General features: G+C 63.8%; 17 protein-coding genes. 8 read left to right on the top strand and 9 right to left on the bottom strand.

Going from position 1 to position 19,080, the window contains the following annotated elements; genetic code table 11:
* The first annotated feature begins 432 nt into the window (after window positions 1–432).
* Window positions 433–1,572, top strand: a complete 1,140-nt coding sequence (locus F3J20_RS25295) for a porin (RefSeq protein ID WP_167050121.1) — start codon at window positions 433–435, stop codon at window positions 1,570–1,572.
* A 174-nt stretch (window positions 1,573–1,746) separates the two neighbouring features.
* Here the strand turns inward: F3J20_RS25295 and F3J20_RS25300 are convergent, their stop codons facing one another.
* Window positions 1,747–2,829, bottom strand: a complete 1,083-nt coding sequence (locus F3J20_RS25300; RefSeq protein WP_167050161.1) for a porin — start codon at window positions 2,827–2,829, stop codon at window positions 1,747–1,749.
* A gap of 313 nt (window positions 2,830–3,142) precedes the next feature.
* Here F3J20_RS25300 and F3J20_RS25305 point away from each other — a divergent pair, with 313 nt between their 5' ends.
* Window positions 3,143–3,523 (top strand): transposase, encoded by a 381-nt coding sequence (locus tag F3J20_RS25305; RefSeq protein WP_167284907.1) that lies wholly within the window; start codon window positions 3,143–3,145, stop codon window positions 3,521–3,523.
* Window positions 3,524–3,864: 341 nt separating this feature from the next.
* Window positions 3,865–5,499, top strand: a complete 1,635-nt coding sequence (locus tag F3J20_RS25310) for an acyl-CoA synthetase (protein ID WP_167284909.1) — start codon at window positions 3,865–3,867, stop codon at window positions 5,497–5,499.
* 43 nt (window positions 5,500–5,542) lie between these two features.
* Here the strand turns inward: F3J20_RS25310 and F3J20_RS25315 are convergent, their stop codons facing one another.
* Window positions 5,543–6,178 carry a LysE family transporter gene (locus F3J20_RS25315; RefSeq protein ID WP_167284911.1) on the bottom strand — a complete coding sequence of 212 codons (636 nt, stop codon included), beginning with the start codon at window positions 6,176–6,178 and terminating at the stop codon, window positions 5,543–5,545.
* A 555-nt stretch (window positions 6,179–6,733) separates the two neighbouring features.
* Here F3J20_RS25315 and F3J20_RS25320 point away from each other — a divergent pair.
* Window positions 6,734–7,000 carry an H-NS family nucleoid-associated regulatory protein gene (locus F3J20_RS25320; RefSeq protein ID WP_167050129.1) on the top strand — a complete coding sequence of 89 codons (267 nt, stop codon included), beginning with the start codon at window positions 6,734–6,736 and terminating at the stop codon, window positions 6,998–7,000.
* Window positions 7,001–7,156: 156 nt separating this feature from the next.
* Here the strand turns inward: F3J20_RS25320 and pcaG are convergent, their stop codons facing one another.
* Window positions 7,157–7,744, bottom strand: coding sequence for a protocatechuate 3,4-dioxygenase subunit alpha (gene pcaG / locus F3J20_RS25325; protein WP_167050131.1), 588 nt, complete (start codon window positions 7,742–7,744; stop codon window positions 7,157–7,159).
* Window positions 7,745–7,747: 3 nt separating this feature from the next.
* Window positions 7,748–8,452, bottom strand: coding sequence for a protocatechuate 3,4-dioxygenase subunit beta (gene pcaH, locus F3J20_RS25330; RefSeq protein ID WP_167284912.1), 705 nt, complete (start codon window positions 8,450–8,452; stop codon window positions 7,748–7,750).
* A gap of 111 nt (window positions 8,453–8,563) precedes the next feature.
* On the opposite strand from pcaH, the gene pcaQ reads away from it, so the two are divergent.
* The gene (pcaQ, locus tag F3J20_RS25335) at window positions 8,564–9,628 is read left to right on the top strand and encodes a pca operon transcription factor PcaQ (protein ID WP_240162899.1); all 1,065 of its coding nucleotides are present in this window, start codon (window positions 8,564–8,566) and stop codon (window positions 9,626–9,628) included.
* 299 nt (window positions 9,629–9,927) lie between these two features.
* On the top strand, window positions 9,928–11,055 hold the full coding sequence (locus F3J20_RS25340; RefSeq protein ID WP_167050135.1) for a VOC family protein: 1,128 nt from the start codon (window positions 9,928–9,930) through the stop codon (window positions 11,053–11,055).
* A gap of 90 nt (window positions 11,056–11,145) precedes the next feature.
* On the opposite strand, the gene F3J20_RS25345 is transcribed toward F3J20_RS25340, so the two are convergent.
* The 5 genes from F3J20_RS25345 to F3J20_RS25365 all read right to left on the bottom strand — a co-directional run bounded on the left by F3J20_RS25345 (window position 11,146) and on the right by F3J20_RS25365 (window position 16,154).
* Entirely contained in the window at window positions 11,146–11,781 is a 636-nt protein-coding gene (locus F3J20_RS25345; RefSeq protein ID WP_167050137.1) for an XRE family transcriptional regulator, read from the bottom strand.
* A gap of 238 nt (window positions 11,782–12,019) precedes the next feature.
* Entirely contained in the window at window positions 12,020–12,841 is an 822-nt protein-coding gene (locus tag F3J20_RS25350; RefSeq protein ID WP_167284914.1) for an isocitrate lyase/phosphoenolpyruvate mutase family protein, read from the bottom strand.
* Between the two features lie 436 nt (window positions 12,842–13,277).
* Window positions 13,278–13,589 carry a DUF4148 domain-containing protein gene (locus tag F3J20_RS25355; RefSeq protein WP_167050141.1) on the bottom strand — a complete coding sequence of 104 codons (312 nt, stop codon included), beginning with the start codon at window positions 13,587–13,589 and terminating at the stop codon, window positions 13,278–13,280.
* A gap of 194 nt (window positions 13,590–13,783) precedes the next feature.
* Entirely contained in the window at window positions 13,784–14,899 is a 1,116-nt protein-coding gene (locus F3J20_RS25360; RefSeq protein WP_167284915.1) for an aldose epimerase family protein, read from the bottom strand.
* 31 nt (window positions 14,900–14,930) lie between these two features.
* Entirely contained in the window at window positions 14,931–16,154 is a 1,224-nt protein-coding gene (locus F3J20_RS25365; protein WP_167050145.1) for a DNA-binding transcriptional regulator, read from the bottom strand.
* A 278-nt stretch (window positions 16,155–16,432) separates the two neighbouring features.
* On the opposite strand from F3J20_RS25365, the gene xylA reads away from it, so the two are divergent.
* Both xylA and xylF read left to right on the top strand, forming a co-directional pair.
* Entirely contained in the window at window positions 16,433–17,755 is a 1,323-nt protein-coding gene (gene xylA, locus F3J20_RS25370) for a xylose isomerase (RefSeq protein WP_167284917.1), read from the top strand.
* A gap of 194 nt (window positions 17,756–17,949) precedes the next feature.
* Window positions 17,950–18,978: a D-xylose ABC transporter substrate-binding protein gene (gene xylF / locus F3J20_RS25375; protein WP_167050149.1), complete on the top strand. Its 1,029-nt coding sequence runs from the start codon at window positions 17,950–17,952 to the stop codon at window positions 18,976–18,978.
* Window positions 18,979–19,080 lie beyond the last annotated feature (102 nt).

The following is a 19,080-nucleotide window of genomic DNA, read 5'->3' on the forward strand; positions in this document are numbered from 1 at the left end:
AATTTCGCACGCCGCCCAAAACCCTCTCTTCAATCGCCTTTTATTACAAAAAATTAGTCGGCGATATTCACGAATCGTTCCGACCCGATTACGTCACGCGTATTAAAGAGCGTTGCAAACACGCAACTTCGAAGATTGAGATGTTGAAAGTTGATTTTGGCTAAGGCAACCGAACTCCTGTCATTATTTTGCAATAAACGTCGGAAAAACAACTACTTAACGCCACCTGTCCGAACATTGTTGCGAATTTTGAAAAATCCTGTTGCGCAAACTACCTGCGTCGCTATTAGGGTGTCCACCTACACTCACGCTTCGCTTGAAGGGTGCCCCGTCGATCCGAGCGTTCGGCCGACAAGGCGGCAGCAGATGCGATGCGTCCCGCTGCCGAGGCAAGTCCTGCTCCCCGTGAAAATTTTTCGAATTGGAGTTCCCATGAAAAAGAGTCTTATCGTCGTCGCGGCTGCCGCATCGGTCGCATCGGTCGCTCACGCACAAAGCAGCGTGACCCTGTATGGTGTGCTCGACGCGGGCCTGACGTACACCAGCAACGTTGCTGGCCATTCCAAGTGGGCAGCAGGTAGCGGCGGCATCAGCCAGAGCATGTTCGGCCTGCGCGGTTCGGAAGACCTGGGCAACGGTCTGAAGGCAATCTTCACGTTGGAAAGCGGCTTCGACATCAACAACGGCAAGTTCGCCAACAACAACGGCATGTTCAACCGTCAGGCATTCGTCGGCCTGTCGAGCGCGCAATTCGGTACGGTCACGCTGGGTCGCCAGTACGACGCAGTGCAGGACTACCTCGCGCCGCTGACCGCAACGGGCAGCTGGGGCGGCACGTCGTTCGCGCACCCGTTCAACAACGACAACCTGAACACCAACGGCGGTCTGTCGGTCAACAACTCGATCAAGTACTCGAGCGCTAACTACGCAGGCTTCACGTTCGGCGGCACGTACGGCTTCTCGAACCAGGCTGGCGCATTCGCGAACAACCGCCAGTACAGCCTGGGTGCTGCATACCAGTGGCAAGGCCTGCACCTCGGTGCTGCCTACGCGCAACAGAACAACCCGAACGGCAACGGCGGCGCATCGGACGGCGTGCTGGCGAACACCTCGGGCGTTCTGGAAGGCAACTTCCGTCAGCGTCAGTTCGGCGCGGCAGCTTCGTACGGCTTCGGCCCGGCGCTGGTCGGCGTGGCCTGGACGCAATCGCGCGTCGACAACCTGGTCGGCGCAGCGGACGGTCAGCGTCAAGGCTACACCAACAACTACGAAATCAACGGCAAGTACAACCTGACCCCGGCTCTCGGCCTCGGCATCGCGTACACGTTCACCGACGCACGCGGCTACGGCGTCAACGCCGACGGTAACGACATGAAGACCCGTTACCACCAGATCGGCCTGCAGGCTGACTACTCGCTGTCGCGTCGCACCGACGTCTACGCTCAGGCCGTGTACCAGCACGCAATGGGCGATGGCGGCGTGGCTTCGATCTACAGCGGCGACAACTCGGTTCCGACGTCGTCGTCGAAGAACCAGACGGCTGCTACGGTCGGCCTGCGTCACCGCTTCTAAGCTTCCGCAGAAGCCTGTAGTTCATGCAGTAGAAAAAGGTGCCGTTCGCGGCACCTTTTTTATGTGCGCGTCGCTTGCCGATCCGGCGAGTCGACGCAAAAAACCCGGTATCCGCCACAACGGATACCGGGTTTTTTTATGCCGCGAGAGGGGCCTGCGCGGGCCCCATCCGCGTCAGAAAATCGTTCGCAGACCGAGCGCGATGCCGGTCTGGTTGTTGCGGCCCGGCAGTTCGACCGATGCGGCGCCCGACACCTTGTCGAAGTCGACGGTGCCGTACACCTCGGTGCGCTTCGACAGCGCGTACTCGGCCAACGCCACGAACGTGTAGCGATAGCCGCTGCCCAGTTCGCCGTTGCCGATTGCCGCGTTCGACATATGGTCGTAGTACGCCGCGCCCGTCAGCGTGAGCGCGCGCGTGGCCTGCCACGTGACGCCGGCGAACGGGCCGTTGTCGATGCGCCCCGAGCCCTGGACGATATCGACACCCGGCACGAGCGTCTGCTGCGCGAGCGCGCTGTCGACGAAGCCCGTGTCGTCCTTCGAATGCAGATAGCCGACGTACAGCTTCGCCGCGCTGAACGCATAAACCGCGTTGGCATTGAAGACGGTCTGCTTGCGATTGCCGTTGTCGCTGTTTTGCTGCACGCCGGCCGCGACCGACAGCGGACCCGCCACGTACGACAGCGTGAAGCCGTACATATTGCCGGCGCCGAGATGGCCCGGCACCTGGCCCGAGAAGCCGTCCTCGCCGGTCGAGGTCGAGTTCGTGCCGAACGAGTACATCGCGGCCACCGTCAGGCCCTGGAACGTGCCGCTATATTTGACCGCGTTGTCGGCGTAGAGCCCCGCGCCGAGCGCGCCCGGCAACCACGAGTTCTCGTTGTAGTTGCCGACCGTGAGCGGGTCGTAGGTATCGCCGAGCAGATCGAACAGCGGCGTCTTCTGGCGACCGAGCGTGAGCGTGCCGTACGGGCTGCTCAGGCCCACGTACGCGTTGCGGTTGAAGATGCGATGGCTGTCCGATGCCGAGCCGTCCTGCAGGTTGATGCCGCTTTCCAGATCGAAGATCGCCTTCATGCCGTGACCCAGGTCTTCCGAGCCGCGCAGACCCCAGCGGCTATTGGTGATCGCGCCGTTCGTCATGTACAGGCGGTTGTCGTTCCGGGCGTTCGAGTTCGTCAGATAGCGCACGCTGACGTCGGCGACGCCGTACAGCGTGATCGAACTTTGCGCGCAAGCCTGCTCCGACGTCATGGCGAGGGCGGCTCCGCCCACGACTGCGGCGGTCTTGAGAAAGCAGAGATGTCTCACTGGTTTTCCTGCGTGTGGATGGGTGGATTTTTTCGTTTGGACACGGCGCTCGCGGGCGGGCCGCGGCGCCGGGCGCGCCGATGATAGACCACGACTCGCATTGCACCCTTCATGCGGCGGTGCAATAACTTATTGTGTTTTTTGACAATTGCACTCGCGCGATTAACAAGAATTGACCTTTGCCCAGGCTCGGTTCGAGTAGTCTCAAAAATATTCGCTATAGATATTGTTTCGCAGAGACGCTCGCATACACGTTGTGCGCGAGCGCGCCGCGCTTTTATGCATGAATATTCCTTCTTCCGAACCGCTGACGGCCTGGCCCGCCGTTCAGGAGTTAACCGACGAGCAATGGCTGCGGGTCGAGCCGCTGCTGCCTGAATCGCTGAACGAGGGGCCACGTCGCGGACGTCCGCCGATCGATCTGCGCCGCGTGCTGGATAGCGTGATGTGGGTGTTGCACACGCGCGCGCCGTGGAGCGCGATGCCCGAGCATCATGTGCCGTATCAGACCGCGCATCGCTATTATTTGCGCTGGAAAAAATCCGGTGTGCTGACCGCGATCATGTTCGCGCTGTTCAAGACGGATGCCGTTCTCGAACGGCGCGCGACACGTCGCGGCGGTGTGCGCCTGGATTAGCGCGTTCGTTTGCGCTGCGCGGACGTGTCGCGCGGCGTCTCGATATAGACTCGTGAAAAAGCCGTCGCCGGATTATTCCGGCGACGGCTTTTTCAATTCCCGCACAATGCAATGGCGGGCGTGTGAAGTCATGCTGGGGTTTCTTCGAGTGGTCGTCGCGCAAAGTCGGTGGGCGGAGCGCCATTGATCGGCAGCAAACGGCCTGGAAGCCGTACTGGCCGGGCCGGTTCGAGCACGCTACGCTGCTATTTGAATGACGGGCAGTTCACGCCGACAATAGCGAAGCCAGCTCATCAACCAGAACAATCGGCGGCGCGGCTCGCGCCTCAGGAGACGATGCAATGACGAAGCACAGGTTCGACGACGGTCTCGAGCAGCGCGAGGCCAATTATGTCCCGCTCACGCCAATCGACTTCCTCGCGCGCGCCGCGCAGGTGTATGGCGAGCGGCTCGCGATCGTCCACGGGGAGATTCGCCGCAGCTGGAGCGAGACCTACGAACGCGCGCGGCGGCTCGCGAGCGCGCTGCGCGAGGCCGGCATTGGCCGTGGCGATACGGTCGCCGCGCTGCTGCCCAACATTCCGCCGATGATCGAGGCGCACTTCGGCGTGCCGATGGCGGGCGCCGTGCTCAACACGCTCAATACGCGGCTCGACGTCGCCTCGCTGCTGTTCATGCTGCGCCACGGCGAGGCGAAGGTGCTGATCGTCGATACCGAATACGGCGAGCTCGCGCATCGCGCCGCGCTCGAATTTCCCGGGCTGCGCGTGATCAGCGTGGCCGACGCGCAGCCCGCCGACGCCGCGCAGTTTATCCGCGCGACCGACTACGAAGCGTTCCTGCAAGCGGGCGACTCGGCCTTCGAGTGGGCCCGGCCCGCCGACGAATGGGATGCGATTGCGCTCAACTACACGTCGGGCACGACCGGCGATCCGAAGGGCGTGGTCTATCACCATCGCGGCGCGTATCTGAATGCGCTCAGCAATATCCTCGAATGGGACATGCCGAAGCACGCGGTCTATCTATGGACGCTGCCGCTGTTTCACTGCAACGGCTGGTGCTTTCCGTGGACCGTCGCCGCGCGCGCGGGCGTCAACGTCTGCCTGCGCAAGTTCGATGCGAAGACCGTGTTCGAACTGATTCGCCGCGAGCGCATCACGCATTACTGCGGCGCGCCGATCGTGCAGAACGCGCTCGCCAATGCGCCGGCCGAGTGGCGCGAGGGTATCGAGCATCGCGTCTCGACGATGGTCGCGGGCGCGGCACCGCCGCCCGCGGTGATCGCGAAGATGAGGGAGATCGGCTTCGATCTGACGCACGTGTACGGCCTCACCGAAACCTATGGGCCGGCGGCCGTCTGCGCGAAGCAGGACGCGTGGGATGCGCTCGACGAAAACACGCGCGCCGATCTGACCGCGCGCCAGGGCGTGCGTTATCACCTGCAGGCGGCCGTCGCGGTGCTCGACCCGGACACGCTCGAAGCGGTGCCGGACGACGGCGAAACGCTCGGCGAGATCATGTTTCGCGGCAACATCTGCATGAAGGGCTATCTGAAGAACGAACGCGCGACCGAAGCGGCGTTTCGCGGCGGCTGGTTCCATACCGGCGATCTTGGCGTACGCACGCCCGACGGCTATATCCGCATTCGCGACCGCAGCAAGGACATCATCATCTCGGGCGGCGAGAATATTTCGAGCATCGAGGTCGAGGACACGCTGTATCGCCATCCGGCGGTATCGGTCGCGGCGGTGGTCGCGATGGCCGATCCGAAGTGGGGCGAAGTGCCGTGCGCGTTCATCGAACTGAAGGAAGGCGCGCAGGCGACCGAGGAAGACATCATCGCGCACTGCCGGCTGTTTCTGGCCGGCTACAAATTGCCGAAGGCGGTGCGTTTCGGGGAATTGCCGAAGACGTCGACGGGGAAAATCCAGAAGTTCGAACTGCGGGCGCGCATCAAGGCGGAAGGCAAGGGCTGACGCGCGGGGCGCGCGCTACGAACGGCGCGCGCCCATGCATCGCTCAGATTCCCACCTTGTGCGCGTTCAGAATCAGGCGCAACCCGAGTGCCGTGACCGCGCTCGCGGCGATGCGGTCGATCCACGCCTTCCAGCGCAGATAGATTTCGCGCGGACGCTTGCTCGAAAAGCACAGCGCGACGATCGTGTACCAGCCGGCCTCGATCGCGAAGATCGCGGGCGGCAGCGCGAAGTAGCACCACACCGGCGGATGCTGCGGCAGCAGCGCGGCGAAGATACTGCCGTAGTAGACGGCTGTTTTCGGATTGCTGAGCTGCGTGCTAAGGCCGATCCAGAACGATTTGCGCGGATTGCCGGCGCCGCTTTGCGTGGCGTCGAAGGCGAGCGGCTTCGCGGCGCCGCGCCAGATTTTCGAGGCGAGGTAGACGAGGTAGACGCCCCCGGCGATCTTCAGGCCGACGTACAGCCATGCGACCGTCGCGAGCAGTGTATAGAGGCCGAGCAGCGCGATGCCGCTGAAGAACACGCCACCGATGCCCATGCCGAGCGCCGTCGCCAGACCGTCGCCGCGCGACAGGCCGATCGCATTGCGCGCGACGATGACGAAGCTCGGCCCGGGACTCATCGCGCCCAGCAGCAGCGCGGCGAGAATCGTGAGGACGGCGGTCGAAGCGGGCATGGTCGTGTCTCCTTTGAGGTGGTCCCGTCGCTCGAAGCGCTGGCGTGACGGGCCGAGCGGGGCGGCTTGTGAGGGCCGGGGTGTGGAGTATCGCATTGTCTGGCGGGAACGCGGCTGAAGTCATGCCCGCTGAAAGGGACATAAGGGGACATAGAGACATCAGCCGAACAATCGGCGGCAAAGGCAAGAGTCCTTTGCTACGGGCGAAATAAGCCCAATGCTAGAATGGCCTTCCATACGCCGCCGCTCCCTCGAACCCGTGAGGCGAGGCCGGGGCGTAGTTCGGGGACGCAATTCAAAGGTGTAATTCGAACCGCCCGGCGGCGAATGCGTCCGATCTCCGTGTTCCGGTTCAGGCGCTTCCATCGGCAATCAAACAGGCATGGCTGGCAGATGCGGGTTTTCACGCATCCTTGAAAAGGCTGTGCATTCGGATTACTGAGTGGATTACCCCGCGAATTGCCTTGCTTCCTCTGAATCGAACACGGGCTTCGCGTTGTTTTGCGAAATTCCCGGTTGTCTAACGCCAGCAGGCTGCTGCGATACCAATACGCTATGAAAGAGCAAGAACGGCAACAACGACTGTTCGAACACGATGAGAATGTGCGCGAGCGCATGGTCGCGTGGATTCGCCGACGCATGGACGACTACGACATCACACTCGAAGCGCTGGCCGAATCGCTCGAAGCCGACGAGAAAGCCGCCAGCGCGGTGAAGTACCGCGACGCGTTCGGCAATACGTGGGATGGTCGCGGCGATAAACCCGCCTGGCTCGCGCGCGCGATTTACGCGGGACAAAGCATCGAACATTTCCGTTGCTGAGCGCGCCACCCGGCATCGCGGCAAAAAAGCGAAAGCCAAAAAAAAGCCCGCTTAAAGGCGGGCTCAACTCTTACTACTCGGAGTTTCACGATCCAGTCGCTTGACGGATCACGTCGAGTGTAATTGAAAGCGATATGAAAGTGTGAAAAAACCGCTTCACAGATCAAAAAACACGGTTTCCTTATCGCCCTGCATGCGGATGTCGAAGCGGTAGACGTTCGCTGCACCCGGCTCGCGACGCGCGATCAGCGTGTTGCGGCGCTCGGCCGGCACCGACGCCAGCACGGCGTCCTGGCCGTTTGCCTCGGCTTCGTCTTCGAAGTAGATGCGCGTGAACGTGTGCAGCAGCATGCCGCGCATCGTCAGGATCACGTTGATGTGCGGCGCTTCGGTGGGGTTCGCGCGGCCCGGCTTCACCGTCTCGACGATAAAGCGCTTGTGCGGGTCCGTGCCCGTGCCGACGCGCGCAAAGCCGTGAAAACCGGTCTTCAGGATTTCCTCGCGCGATTCCGGATAGTGGCCGTTCGAATCGACCTGCGACATCTCGACCATCGCGTCGCCGACCGCGTTGCCGTCGCCGTCGAACACCTGGCCGACGATCGTGATGTGCTCGCCGGCCGCTTCCATGTCGGCGAGGACGTGCGTGAACAGGCTCTTGTAGTCGAAGTCGTATTGCTGCGGGCAAAGACCGTAGGCGAAGTACGGGCCAACGGTTTGCGAAGGCGTTTGCTTGAGGGTCGTCATGGCTTAGCGCTCCATCGGGGTTTCGTTCGGGCCGCGCAGCACGATGTCGAAATCGTAGCCGAGCGCATAAGCCTCTTGGGTGGTGTCGAGCGAGAACTTCGCGATCATGCGCTCACGGGCATGTTCCGGTGTGCCCTGGTAGATCGGGTCGAACGCGAGCAGCGGGTCGCCGGGGAAGTACATCTGCGTGACGAGACGCGAGCCGAAGTGGTCGCCGAACAGCGAGAAGTGGATGTGCTGCGGACGCCAGGCGTTCGGGTGATTGCCCCACGGATACGCGCCCGGCTTGATGCTCAGGAAGCGGTAGCGGCCTTCGTTGTCGGTGAGGCAGCGGCCCGCGCCGAGGAAGTTCGGGTCGAGCGGCGCGTCGTGCTGGTCGGCCTTGTGCACGTAGCGGCCGGCCGCGTTCGCCTGCCACACTTCGACGAGCGTGTTGCGCACCGGGCGGCCGCCTTCGTCGAGCACGCGACCCGTCACGATGATGCGCTCGCCGAGCGGCTCGCCGTTGCGCACCGCGTTGCGCGTCAGATCGTGGTCGAGCGCGCCGAGGTCCTCGGTGCCGTAGACCGGCACGCGCTGGTCGCGCAGCTTTTCCTTCAGCGGGATCAGCGGGCGGGTGGGGCCGCGTTTGACCGACGAACCGTACTGGGGATAGACGTAAGCGGGATGGGACGCGAACTCGCGCGGGGTGAGGGAAGAATCTTCCATGAAGTGTCTCCGTGGGAGGAATCGTGGGGGGCGACGTTGTGACAGGAACTTTATCCAAAGCCGGCGGTTATGCAAAATGACGTTTTCACCCGTTTCGTATAACCTCACGTTATGCAACGAAGCCTCGCGGATAGCCGCGTCAAATTCCGTCATCTCCAGTGCTTTCTGGCCGTCGCGCAGTTCGGCAGCGTCCAGCGGGCGGCGGACAGTCTGTCCATCACGCAGCCGGCCGTGTCGAAGACGGTCGCCGAGCTGGAGGCGATTCTCGGCGTGAAGCTGTTCGAGCGCGGCCGCCACGGCGCGGTGCCGACCCGCGAGGGACAACTCTTCATGCCGCACGCGAGCGCCTGCGTGAGCGCGCTGCGCCAGGGCGTCGACCTGCTCGCGCGCGCGGAAGGCGCGGCCGCCGCCACGCTCGAAGTCGGCGTGCTGCCGACCGTGGCCGCGGTGCTCGTGCCGCCCGTGCTGCGGCGGTTCGCGGCGCAGTGGCCGCGCGTGATCGTGCGTCTCGCGACCGGCGCGAACCCGGAGCTGCTCGAACGCCTGAAAGCGGGCTCGATCGAATTCGCGATCGGCCGTCTCGCGGACCCGGAACGGATGGTCGGCCTGAGCTTCGAGCAACTGTTCACCGAGCCGCTGATCGCGGTGGTGCGCGCCAGGCATCCGCTCGCTCAGGGGCCCGGCTTGCAGGCGGCGTCGCTGGAAGAGTTTCCGGTCGTGCTGCCGCCGTTCGGCACCTTGATCCGCCAGTCGGCGGAGAGCCTGCTCAGTGCGTGGGGCGTGCCGCCGTTGTCGGCGTTCGTCGAGGTGCTGTCGGTCTCGACGGGGCGGGCATTGGCGCTCGAAAACGGCGCGGTGTGGTTCGTGCCGCTGAGCGCGGTGGAATACGAGCTGGCGCAAGGCATGCTGGTGCGCTTGCCGCTGCCGTTCACGGGCACCAGCGAGCCGGTCGGGCTGATCCGCCGCTCGGATACGCAGCCGTCGGCCGTGGGGCGCGCGTTTATCGAGGCGGTGCGCGAGTTCGCGCGGGAGAGGATGACGGCGATTTCAGGCAAGGCCGCGGGCAAGGAGGCGGCCAGAAACGGGAGCCACGGCGCGGACAAGGCGCGGAGCAGGCGCGCGCGCAAGTCTCGCCGAAGCAGCGGGCCGGGCGATGCGGACGAGGCGCCCCAATGACCGGCCAGTTGGCGCGCAGGGTTGGCGCACTGCGGCGGGTGCAAGCGTCGGCGCCCTGAAGGGCGAGCCAGGATGAACCACAGGACGAACCAGGATGAACCATCCGGTACAAAACGAAGGTTGCGAACGCCCCGCGACCCGGTGTAAAAACACGGTGCAACAGCCGCCGCGATCCGTCCGGGTTGCGGCATGCCACGCGCGCATCATGCATGGCGCACCCCATCGCGAACAGCCGGCACGGTTGCGTCGAATTCCGACCGACCGGCTGCCGCGTCGAAAGACCGTACAAGGAGATTGTCATGCCCAGCGACTTGCCCACTCCAGAGGCCGCGCAGCGCGCCGTGTTGGCGTCTGAGCACAATCCGCTCGGCACGGCCGGCCTCGAATTCGTGGAGTTTGCCGCGCGCGATCCGCACGCGCTCGGCGAGGTTTTCACGCGGCTCGGCTTCAAGGCGATCGCGCGCCATATCAGCAAGGCCGTCACGCTGTACCGGCAGGGCGAGATGAATTTCCTCATCAACGCCGAACCCGACTCGTTTGCCGCGCGTTATGCCGAAGAGTACGGCGTCGGCATCTGCGCAATCGGGATTCGCGTGGCCAATGCGCAGCGCGCGTTCGAACGCGCAGTCGAACTCGGCGCGTGGGAGTTCGAAGGCGAGCGCCTCGGCGTGGGCGAGCTGCTGATTCCGGCGATCCAGGGCATCGGCGATTCGCATATCTATTTCGTCGACCGTTGGCGCGGGCGTGGCGGTCAGCGCGGCGGCCTCGGCGATATCTCGATCTTCGACATCGATTTCCGGCCGATCGAAATCGACACGGCGCAGGCCGATCTCAATCACGCGGGCAGCGGGCTCGTTGCGGTCGATCATCTGACGCAGACGGTCGGCGAAGGCCGCATGCAGGAATGGATCGACTTCTATCGCGATCTGCTCAACTTCCGCGAGATTCACGAACTGCATGCGAACTGGCACGTATCGGCGGAATCGCGCGTGATGGTGTCGCCGTGCGGCGCGATCCGCGTGCCGCTCTATGAAGAAGGCACGCGCCGGACCAACCTGATGCACGACTATCTGCCCGATCATCCGGGCGAGGGCGTGCAGCACATCGCGCTTGCCACCGACGACATCCTCGCGTGCGTCGAGCGCCTGCTCGCGAACGGCGTCGAATTCGTCGAGCCGCCGCCGCGTTACTACGAAGGGCTCGATGCGCGTTTGCCGGGGCACGGGCTCGACGTCGAACGGTTGCGCCGCACGCATGTGCTCGTCGATGGCGAGATCGGCGCGGACGGTGTGCCGCTGCTGTTTTTCCAGACCTTCGTGCGCCGCGGTGCTGGCGAGATCTTCTTCGAGATCGTGCAGCGCAAGGGGCATCATGGTTTCGGCGAGGGCAACCTCGCGGTGCTGGCGCAGGCGCGCGAGGGCAGCTAGTTTTTATGCGTTCATGCGCGCGCGGGCGTTGAATCGCGCGCCGCGCGAACGCCGCCTCGGGCTCGGGGCTCAGGGCGCGCCCAGCGCGCGTTATTTCTTCATCGACTCGACGGTCACCGGCGGCGTTTGCGGCAGGTCCGCGTTCGTCGCCATCCACAACACTTCCGCGTCTTCCTCGCTCGTGGACACCGCCGCATGGCCCGTGCGGCTGTCGAAGTAGAGGCTATCGCCCGCATTCAGATGCGTCGGCGCATACAACTCCGAATAGAGGCACACGCTGCCGCTAATGACGTACAGGAATTCCTCGCCTTCGTGACGGCCCCAGTCGTCGAAGGCATCGAGCGTATGTGCGGAAATGCGGATGCGAAACGGCAGCATCGCTTTGTGCGCGAGATCGGTAGCGAGTAACTCCATCTGGTAGCCGCGATACGCGTGGCGCTGGCCTTCGTTCTTACGGGTCAGCGCGCGCCGGCCGCTTGCGCTCACTTTCGGCGTGGAGCCGAACAGTTCGCCGATTTCGATCTTCAGGCCCAGGACGATTTTTTGCAGCACGTCGAAAGTGGGGGACATCAGGCCGTTTTCGACTTTGGACAGCGTCGAGCGCGATACGCCGCACAGGCGGCTCGCGGTTTCGAGCGTCAGGTCCTGCGCCTGGCGGGCGGCGCGCACGCGCCGGCCGAGGTCGGTGGTGGACGGGTCGGCGGGTTTGGTGAGGTGGGTGTCCATGAGGCTTGCGGCTCGTTCGGGTCCGCGCTTGATCGTGGCGAATGGGGTTTCCGATCATAACATTCGATGCGGCGGCCTGATTCGCCGGGCATGAACGGCGCGGCGAAAGGGGGAGCCTGCATGGGAGAGGCGCAAGGCGCGGGTGCGCTTTTCTCATCGGAAACGTTGGCCGTCGCGAGGCACAGCTTCATCTGCCCGAGCGAGTTTGTGCCGCAACACGCGCATCGCAACTCGCAACTCACACGCCGCGATTGAACAACTCGTTGAGCTGCGAGCCGGGCGCCGCGCCCGTGAACTCGAAGCGTCCTTCGGCGAGCGCCCGGGCCGACTGCATGAAGCCGCCCCATGCCGCGCGCGCGAGCCCGCCGCCGACGCTGATGCGCCGCACGCCGAGCGCCGCGACGTCCTGCACGGTAAGCGTCGACGTCGAGCCGATCAGCAGATTGACGGGCTTCGGCGCCACGGCCGCGACCACCGCCTCGATCTGCTCGCGCGTCTGGATGCCGGGTGCGTACAGACAGTCGGCGCCTGCCGCCGCGTAGGCCTTCAGGCGCGTAAGCGCGTCGTCGAGATCGGCCTGGCCGGCGAAGAAGTTTTCCGCGCGGCCGATCAGCAACGTGTCGCCGCCGGTTTCGTCGATCGCGCGTCGTGCCGCGCTGATGCGCTGCACGGCGACGTCGACGGGGAAGAGCGGCGCGGCTGCGTCGCCAGTCGAATCCTCGATAGACAGGCCCGCTACGCCGGTTGCGACCGCGAGCTTCACGCTTTCGGCGACTTCCTGCGGGTCGCGGCCGAAGCCATTTTCGAAGTCGGCGTTGACCGGCAGATCGGTCGCCTCGACGATCGTGCGCAGATGCGCGAGGACCGCTGCGCGCGGGAGCGTGTTGTCGGCGTGGCCGGTGGACCATGCGAAACCCGAGCTCGTCGTGGCCAGCGCCTTGAAGCCGAGCGTTTGCAGATAGCGCGCACTGCCCGCATCCCAGGGATTGGGCAGCACGAAACAGCCGGACGTATGCAGGGCGCGGAAAGCGGCGCGTTTCTCAGCGGCGGTGCGGGGCATGGCATGTCTCCAGGAAATGAGGGAGCTGCAGCGAAGGAGCCGAGGCTCGTGGATCGTGCAAATCGGGATTGGACACAGCGGGATTCGATACAGCGGGATTCAACACAGGTTGAGTCTATTTTCTTATCGAATGTATGCATTGATGAAATGCATCAACATGTACTGCGCACTCGACAGATCGGATCGACGATATTCGCATGGATCGATGCCTGCTGGTCCCGCTTCGCGAAGTGCTCCGCGTCAATGCAAGAAAGCGAGCCATGCCCTGGAAAGGCATGGCTCGCTTCATATGGCATGGAGACTGTAAAGCCGTATACGCCGCGCGAGATACGCATGCCGCAAAAGCGCGACGCGTGTCAAAAGACACTCAAGCGACTCTCAAGCGTCCTGTCGAAAACGCCTGCCCGCGCGATTGCGATACGGTGTGCAGTACGCCTTACTGATCCGCGGGATTCGTCACCATCGGATGCTGCCCGCCCGATTGCGACGTTCCCGTCGCCGGCGTTCCATAGCCGGTGGTGTCGCCCTGGGCCATGGCGTTCTGCGTGGCGACGCGTGCTTCGGCTGCCTGAATATCGGCCGGATAGCTGGCGTCCGTCGATTCGGCCGGGTTGTAGCCCACCTGTTCGAGCTGCTGCAATTGCGCCTTCACTTCCGCGCGCGTGACCGGCTGCTCGGATTGCGCGAACGCCGCGAGCGGCGCGGCGATGACGGCCGCGAATACGGCGGCCTGAATCAGCGATTTCATGATGTTTTCCCTCCGACATTGTCTATCGGTACCGCGACAATCCCGGCACCCATTGACGGAGTCTAGAAAGTGGGCCGCCTTGGGGAAACCACCAGGTCGTTAATTCAGTATTGACGCAAACAACAAGTCGGCGCGTTGTAATGGGGGCGTGGTGCCGTTCGTAAGAGAAACGCGGAAATTAGCGGGACATTCGCTCAAGCGCCCTTGCGCACGTCGACACGATAAGCGGTGATTTGCCGGTAAGTGTCACCGGGCCGCACGATCGCCTGATCCTGTCCGGTCATATTGACCTGGTTCGGAAAGCCGCAGGCTTCGAGGCACAAACCCGCATGCCGTTGATAACGCACTCCGCCGCGGCCGCCGTTGCCGTTCAGTGCATTGCCGGTATAGAACTGCAAGCCGGGCTGATCGGTCGATACGGTCAGCTCGCGTCCGCTGCCCGGATCGTATGCGCATGCAACCTCGCGCACTCGCGGCGGCGTGCTTTCATTCGAGCCGTGCACGCCATTCGCGCCATTCGCGCCGCTTTCGTCCTCATCGCGCAGCACATAGCAATGATCGAAGCCGCCCGCTCGCGCAAGTTGCGCATGCGGCCAGTCGAGCCGCGCGCCGAGCGGCGCGCTCTGCCGGAAGTCGAATGCATTGCCCGCGACGTCGGCGAGCTTGCACGGAATCATCGTCGCGTCGACTTCGAAAAAACGTTCGGCGTCGATCGACAGTACATGCCCTCGAATATCGGTGCCCGCGCGCCCCGTCAGATTGAAGTACGGATGACTCGTCAGATTGAGCGGCGTCGCCGCGTCGGTGATCGCTTCGTATTCGATCGTCAGCGTGCCGTCGTCGTCGAGCGAATAGCGCACCTGCACGGTCACGTTGCCCGGAAACCCGGCGTCGCCTTCGGGCGATTCGAGGCGCATCAGCAACGCGCCGTCGTCCTCGCTCACGTCCCACAGCGCGCGATGAAAACCGACCGTGCCGCCGTGCAGCAGGTTCGTGCCTTCATTGCGGTCGAGCGTGTACTCGATGTCGTCGAGCATAAAGCGCGCGCCGGCAATACGGTTGGCCCAGCGACCGATCAGTCCGCCCATATAGGTCGTTGCCGCGACGTATTCGGCGGGCGTGTCGTGGCCGAGCAGAATATCGCCGAGACGTCCCGCGCGATCCGGCGCATGCCAGGAGATCAGCGTCGCGCCGAGGTCGCTGATGGCGACCTTCATGCCGTGCGCGTTGCGCAGCGTATAGAGCCGGACGCGATCGCCGCCGTGCAGCGTGCCCCACGGCTCGGAAGAAAGTTGTGCGATGCTGATCATGTGGTCGGTGCAAAGAAAAAATAAAAAGCGCTCAGCCCGCCGTTTGCTCCGGCTTCGAACTCGCGCGCTCCTGGTATTCGCGCGGCGTGCAGCCGAGTTCGCGCCGGAATACCGCGTACATGTATTGCAGCGACGTAAAGCCGCAGCGAATCGCGACCTCCGCGCTCGACGCGTCGCGTTTCGCGAGCAGCGACTTCGCAACGTCGAGCTTGTGGCGCAGGATTTCCTGGTGCACGGTGCATTGCCGTTCGCGCCGGAAGTACTCTTCGAGCGACGAACGCGACACGCCCACATAGTCGGCCACCTGTTCGGTGCGGATGCCCTGGCAGGCGTACTGGCGAATGAAGTGCCGCGCGCGCATCACGTAAGGGCTCGCGAGTGGCTGATGCCGCGTCGATTCGAGCACGTTGATGCCGACCGGCGGCACGAGGATGCGGCGCCCCGGAAAACGCGCGCCGTGCAGCATCTGATGCAGGATGTGCGCGGCGGTGCGGCCCATTTCCTCGGTGCCCTGAATCACCGACGAAAGCGGAATGCGCGTGAGCGTACGCGTGAGAGGATCGTTGTCGATGCCGATGATCGCGACTTCCTCGGGCACCGGAATGCCCGCGATCAGGCAGGCCTGCAACAGATGGCGCGCCCGCGCATCGGTCACGGCGATGATGCCGACCGGCTTCGGCAATTGCCGCAGCCACGTCGTGAGCTGTTCGGTCGCCTGGTTCCATGACGGCGCGCTTGTCGACAGGCCGCGATAGATCTCGCTGCCGATCTGCGCGGTGCCGTGTCCGTCCGTGCTGCGCAAATGGGCGAACGCGAGTTCGCGCTGCTGCGCCCAGCGGTTTTCCTGCGCCTGCGGCAGGCTGTAGAGCGCGAAGTTTTCGAGCCCGGCGCCGATCAGATGCGTGTACGCGAGCGATACGAGCTTGCTGTTGTCGGTCGCGATATAGGGTAAGTCCGGGGGATACTGCTCCGGGTCTTCGTACGAGGAGCCCACCGCGACCACCGGCAACGGACAGCCGCGCAGCGCTTCGTACACGGCGGGGTCGTCGAAATCCGCGATGATGCCGTCGCCGTCGAAGCGCTCGATGCCCGCGAGCCGGCAGCGAAAGTCTTCTTCGAGGAACAGGTCCCACGCGACCCGCGTCGACAGCAGGTAGTTGCCGATGCCGGTGATGATCTCGCGGTCGTAGACCTTGTTCGCGTTGAACAGCAGCGCGATCCGATGGGTCGTCTGGGGGGCTTGCGGGCGGGTCATGACGGTAAGCGGCGTAGGGCTCGAATGGCCACGGCGCCTTTGTCTCCTGTGTAGTCGAGCGGGCGCCGGCGGGCCGCCCCGTTTTTTAAGCGTCCGGTTATTCTAGGCCCCGAATCGCGCCGCGGTAATCAACAAACGCGCGGGCGGTAAGAAACATCAAGCGTGCTGCGCAATTTCGCAATTGCCGACATATCGTGCAAGCGGCAGCATGGCGTCACTTTGTCGACCGGCGCGGCGCCGTCGCGCGGGTTGCGATGCGGCACAACAAGGAGACGCAGATGCCTTACTTCGAACACATTCCCGAGATCCGTTATGAAGGTCCGCACGCGGATAATCCGCTTGCGTACCGTCACTACGACAGAAACAGGAAAGTGCTCGGCAAGACGCTCGAAGAACATCTGCGCATCGCCGTATGCTACTGGCATACGTTCGTGTGGCCCGGCGTCGATATCTTCGGCCAGGGCACGTTCCATCGTCCATGGCAGCAGCCCGGCGACGCGATGGAGCGGGCCCTGCAGAAAGCCGATGCCGCATTCGAGTTCTTCTCGAAGCTCGGCACGCCGTACTACACGTTCCACGATACCGACGTCGCGCCCGAAGGCACGAGCGTCAAGGACTATAGCGAGAACTTCCTGCGCGTGTCCGACTACCTCGCGCGCAAGCAGCAGGACACCGGCATCAGGCTGCTGTGGGGCACCGCGAACCTGTTCTCGCATCCGCGCTATGCGGGGGGCGCGGCAACCAGTCCGAATCCGGAAATCTTCGCCTTCGCCGCGACCCAGGTGCGTCACGCGCTCGACGCGACGCAGCGCCTCGGCGGCGAAAACTACGTATTGTGGGGCGGCCGCGAGGGCTACGACACGCTGCTCAATACCGACCTCGTGCGCGAACGCGCGCAGCTTGCGCGTTTCCTGCACATGGTGGTCGATCACAAGCACAAGATCGGCTTCAAGGGCGCGCTGCTGATCGAGCCGAAGCCGCAGGAGCCGACCAAACATCAATACGACTACGACGTCGCGACCGTACACGGCTTCCTGCTGCAATACGGGCTCGACAAGGACATTCGCGTGAACATCGAGGCGAATCACGCGACGCTCGCGGGGCACTCGTTCCATCACGAGATCGCGACGGCGTTTGCGCTCGGCATTTTCGGCAGCGTCGATGCGAATCGCGGCGATCCGCAAAATGGTTGGGATACCGATCAATTCCCTAATAGCGTCGAGGAACTGACGCTCGCGTTCTACGAGATTCTGCGTCACGGCGGCTTCACGACCGGCGGCATGAACTTCGACTCGAAGGTGCGCCGGCAGAGCGTCGATGCGGCAGACCTGTTTCACGGCCATATCGGCGCGATCGACAACCTCGCGCTCGGCCTCGAACGCGCGGCGGTGCTGATCGAAAACGATCTCCTCGAACAGTTCAAGCGCCAGCGTTATGCCGGCTGGGACACGGAGTTCGGCCGCAAGATCCTGTCCGGCGACCATTCGCTGGCGACGCTCGCAACGGATACGCTGGCGCGCGATCTGAATCCGCAACACGCGAGCGGACAGCAGGAACGCATGGAAAACATCGTCAATCAGGCGATCTATAGCGGACGTTGAAGAACGTAAGCGGCGCAACGGAACGCGCGGCAAGCGGCACTTTATGAAGCATCGGAAAAAGCCTTACACAAAGATCGCGCGGCCACGCTGATCGCGCGAAACAGGAAGCTGTGGGTTGTCGTTGATCCGGTTCTGCGGCTCGCAGCGCAGGCCGACCCATCCGGTATTCCGGTTATCACAACAAGGAGACAGAAATGAAATTCGCAATGCGTCGTCACGTACTGAGTTCGCTCCTATGCGGAGCGGTGCTCGCCAGCCTGTCGCTTGCCGCACCGCTCGCGCATGCGAGCAAGGATCATCCGGAAATCGGCTTCTGTATCGACGATCTGCGCGTCGAGCGCTGGTCGCGCGATCGCGACTATTTCGTCGCCGCGGCGGAAAAGCTCGGCGCGAAAGTGTCGGTGCAGTCGGCCGACGCGAGCGAGGAGCGGCAGATCTCGCAGATCGAAAACCTCATTTCGCGTGGTGTCGACGTAATCGTGATCGTGCCGTTCAACTCGAAGACGCTCGGCAACGTGGTCGCCGAAGCGAAGAAGGCCGGCATCAAGGTCGTGTCGTATGACCGCCTGATTCTCGATGCCGACATCGACGCCTATATCTCGTTCGACAACGAGAAGGTCGGCGAAATGCAGGCCCAGGGTGTTTATGACGTGCGGCCGAAGGGCAACTACTTCCTGCTTGGCGGCGCGCCGACCGACAACAACGCGAAGATGCTGCGCCAGGGACAACTGAAGGTGCTGCAACCGGCGATCGACAAGGGCGACATCAAGGTGGTCGGCCAGCAGTGGGTGCCGGAGTGGAGCGCATCGACGGCGCTGCGCATCATGGAAGACGCGCTGACCGCGAACAACAACAAGATCGACGCCGTCGTCGCCTCGAACGACGGCACCGCCGGCGGCGCGATCCAGGCGCTCGCCGCGCAGGGCCTCGCGGGCAAGGTACCGATCTCGGGCCAGGACGCCGACCTCGCGGCCGTCAAGCGCGTGGCGGCCGGCACGCAGACGATGACGGTCTACAAGCCGCTCAAGCTGATCGCGGGCGAAGCGGCGAAGCTGTCGGTGGCGCTTGCGAAGGGCGAGAAGCCGGGCTTCAATGCGCAATACGACAACGGCAAGAAGAAGGTCGATACGGTGCTGTTGCAGCCGACCAAGCTGACCAAGGCCAACCTCGACATCGTCGTGAAAGACGGCTTCTACACGCAGGCGCAGCTCGCGAGCCAATAAGGCGGAAGACGGGGACGGAAGACGGGCGCGGCGTGAGCGCCACGCTTCGCGGGCCACGGTGCCCGCGAGCGTGGCCGCCCGCCCACCTTGCAGCGAGGCATA

The organism is Paraburkholderia sp. Cy-641 (genome assembly GCF_011752945.1).
GTDB lineage: Bacteria > Pseudomonadota > Gammaproteobacteria > Burkholderiales > Burkholderiaceae > Paraburkholderia.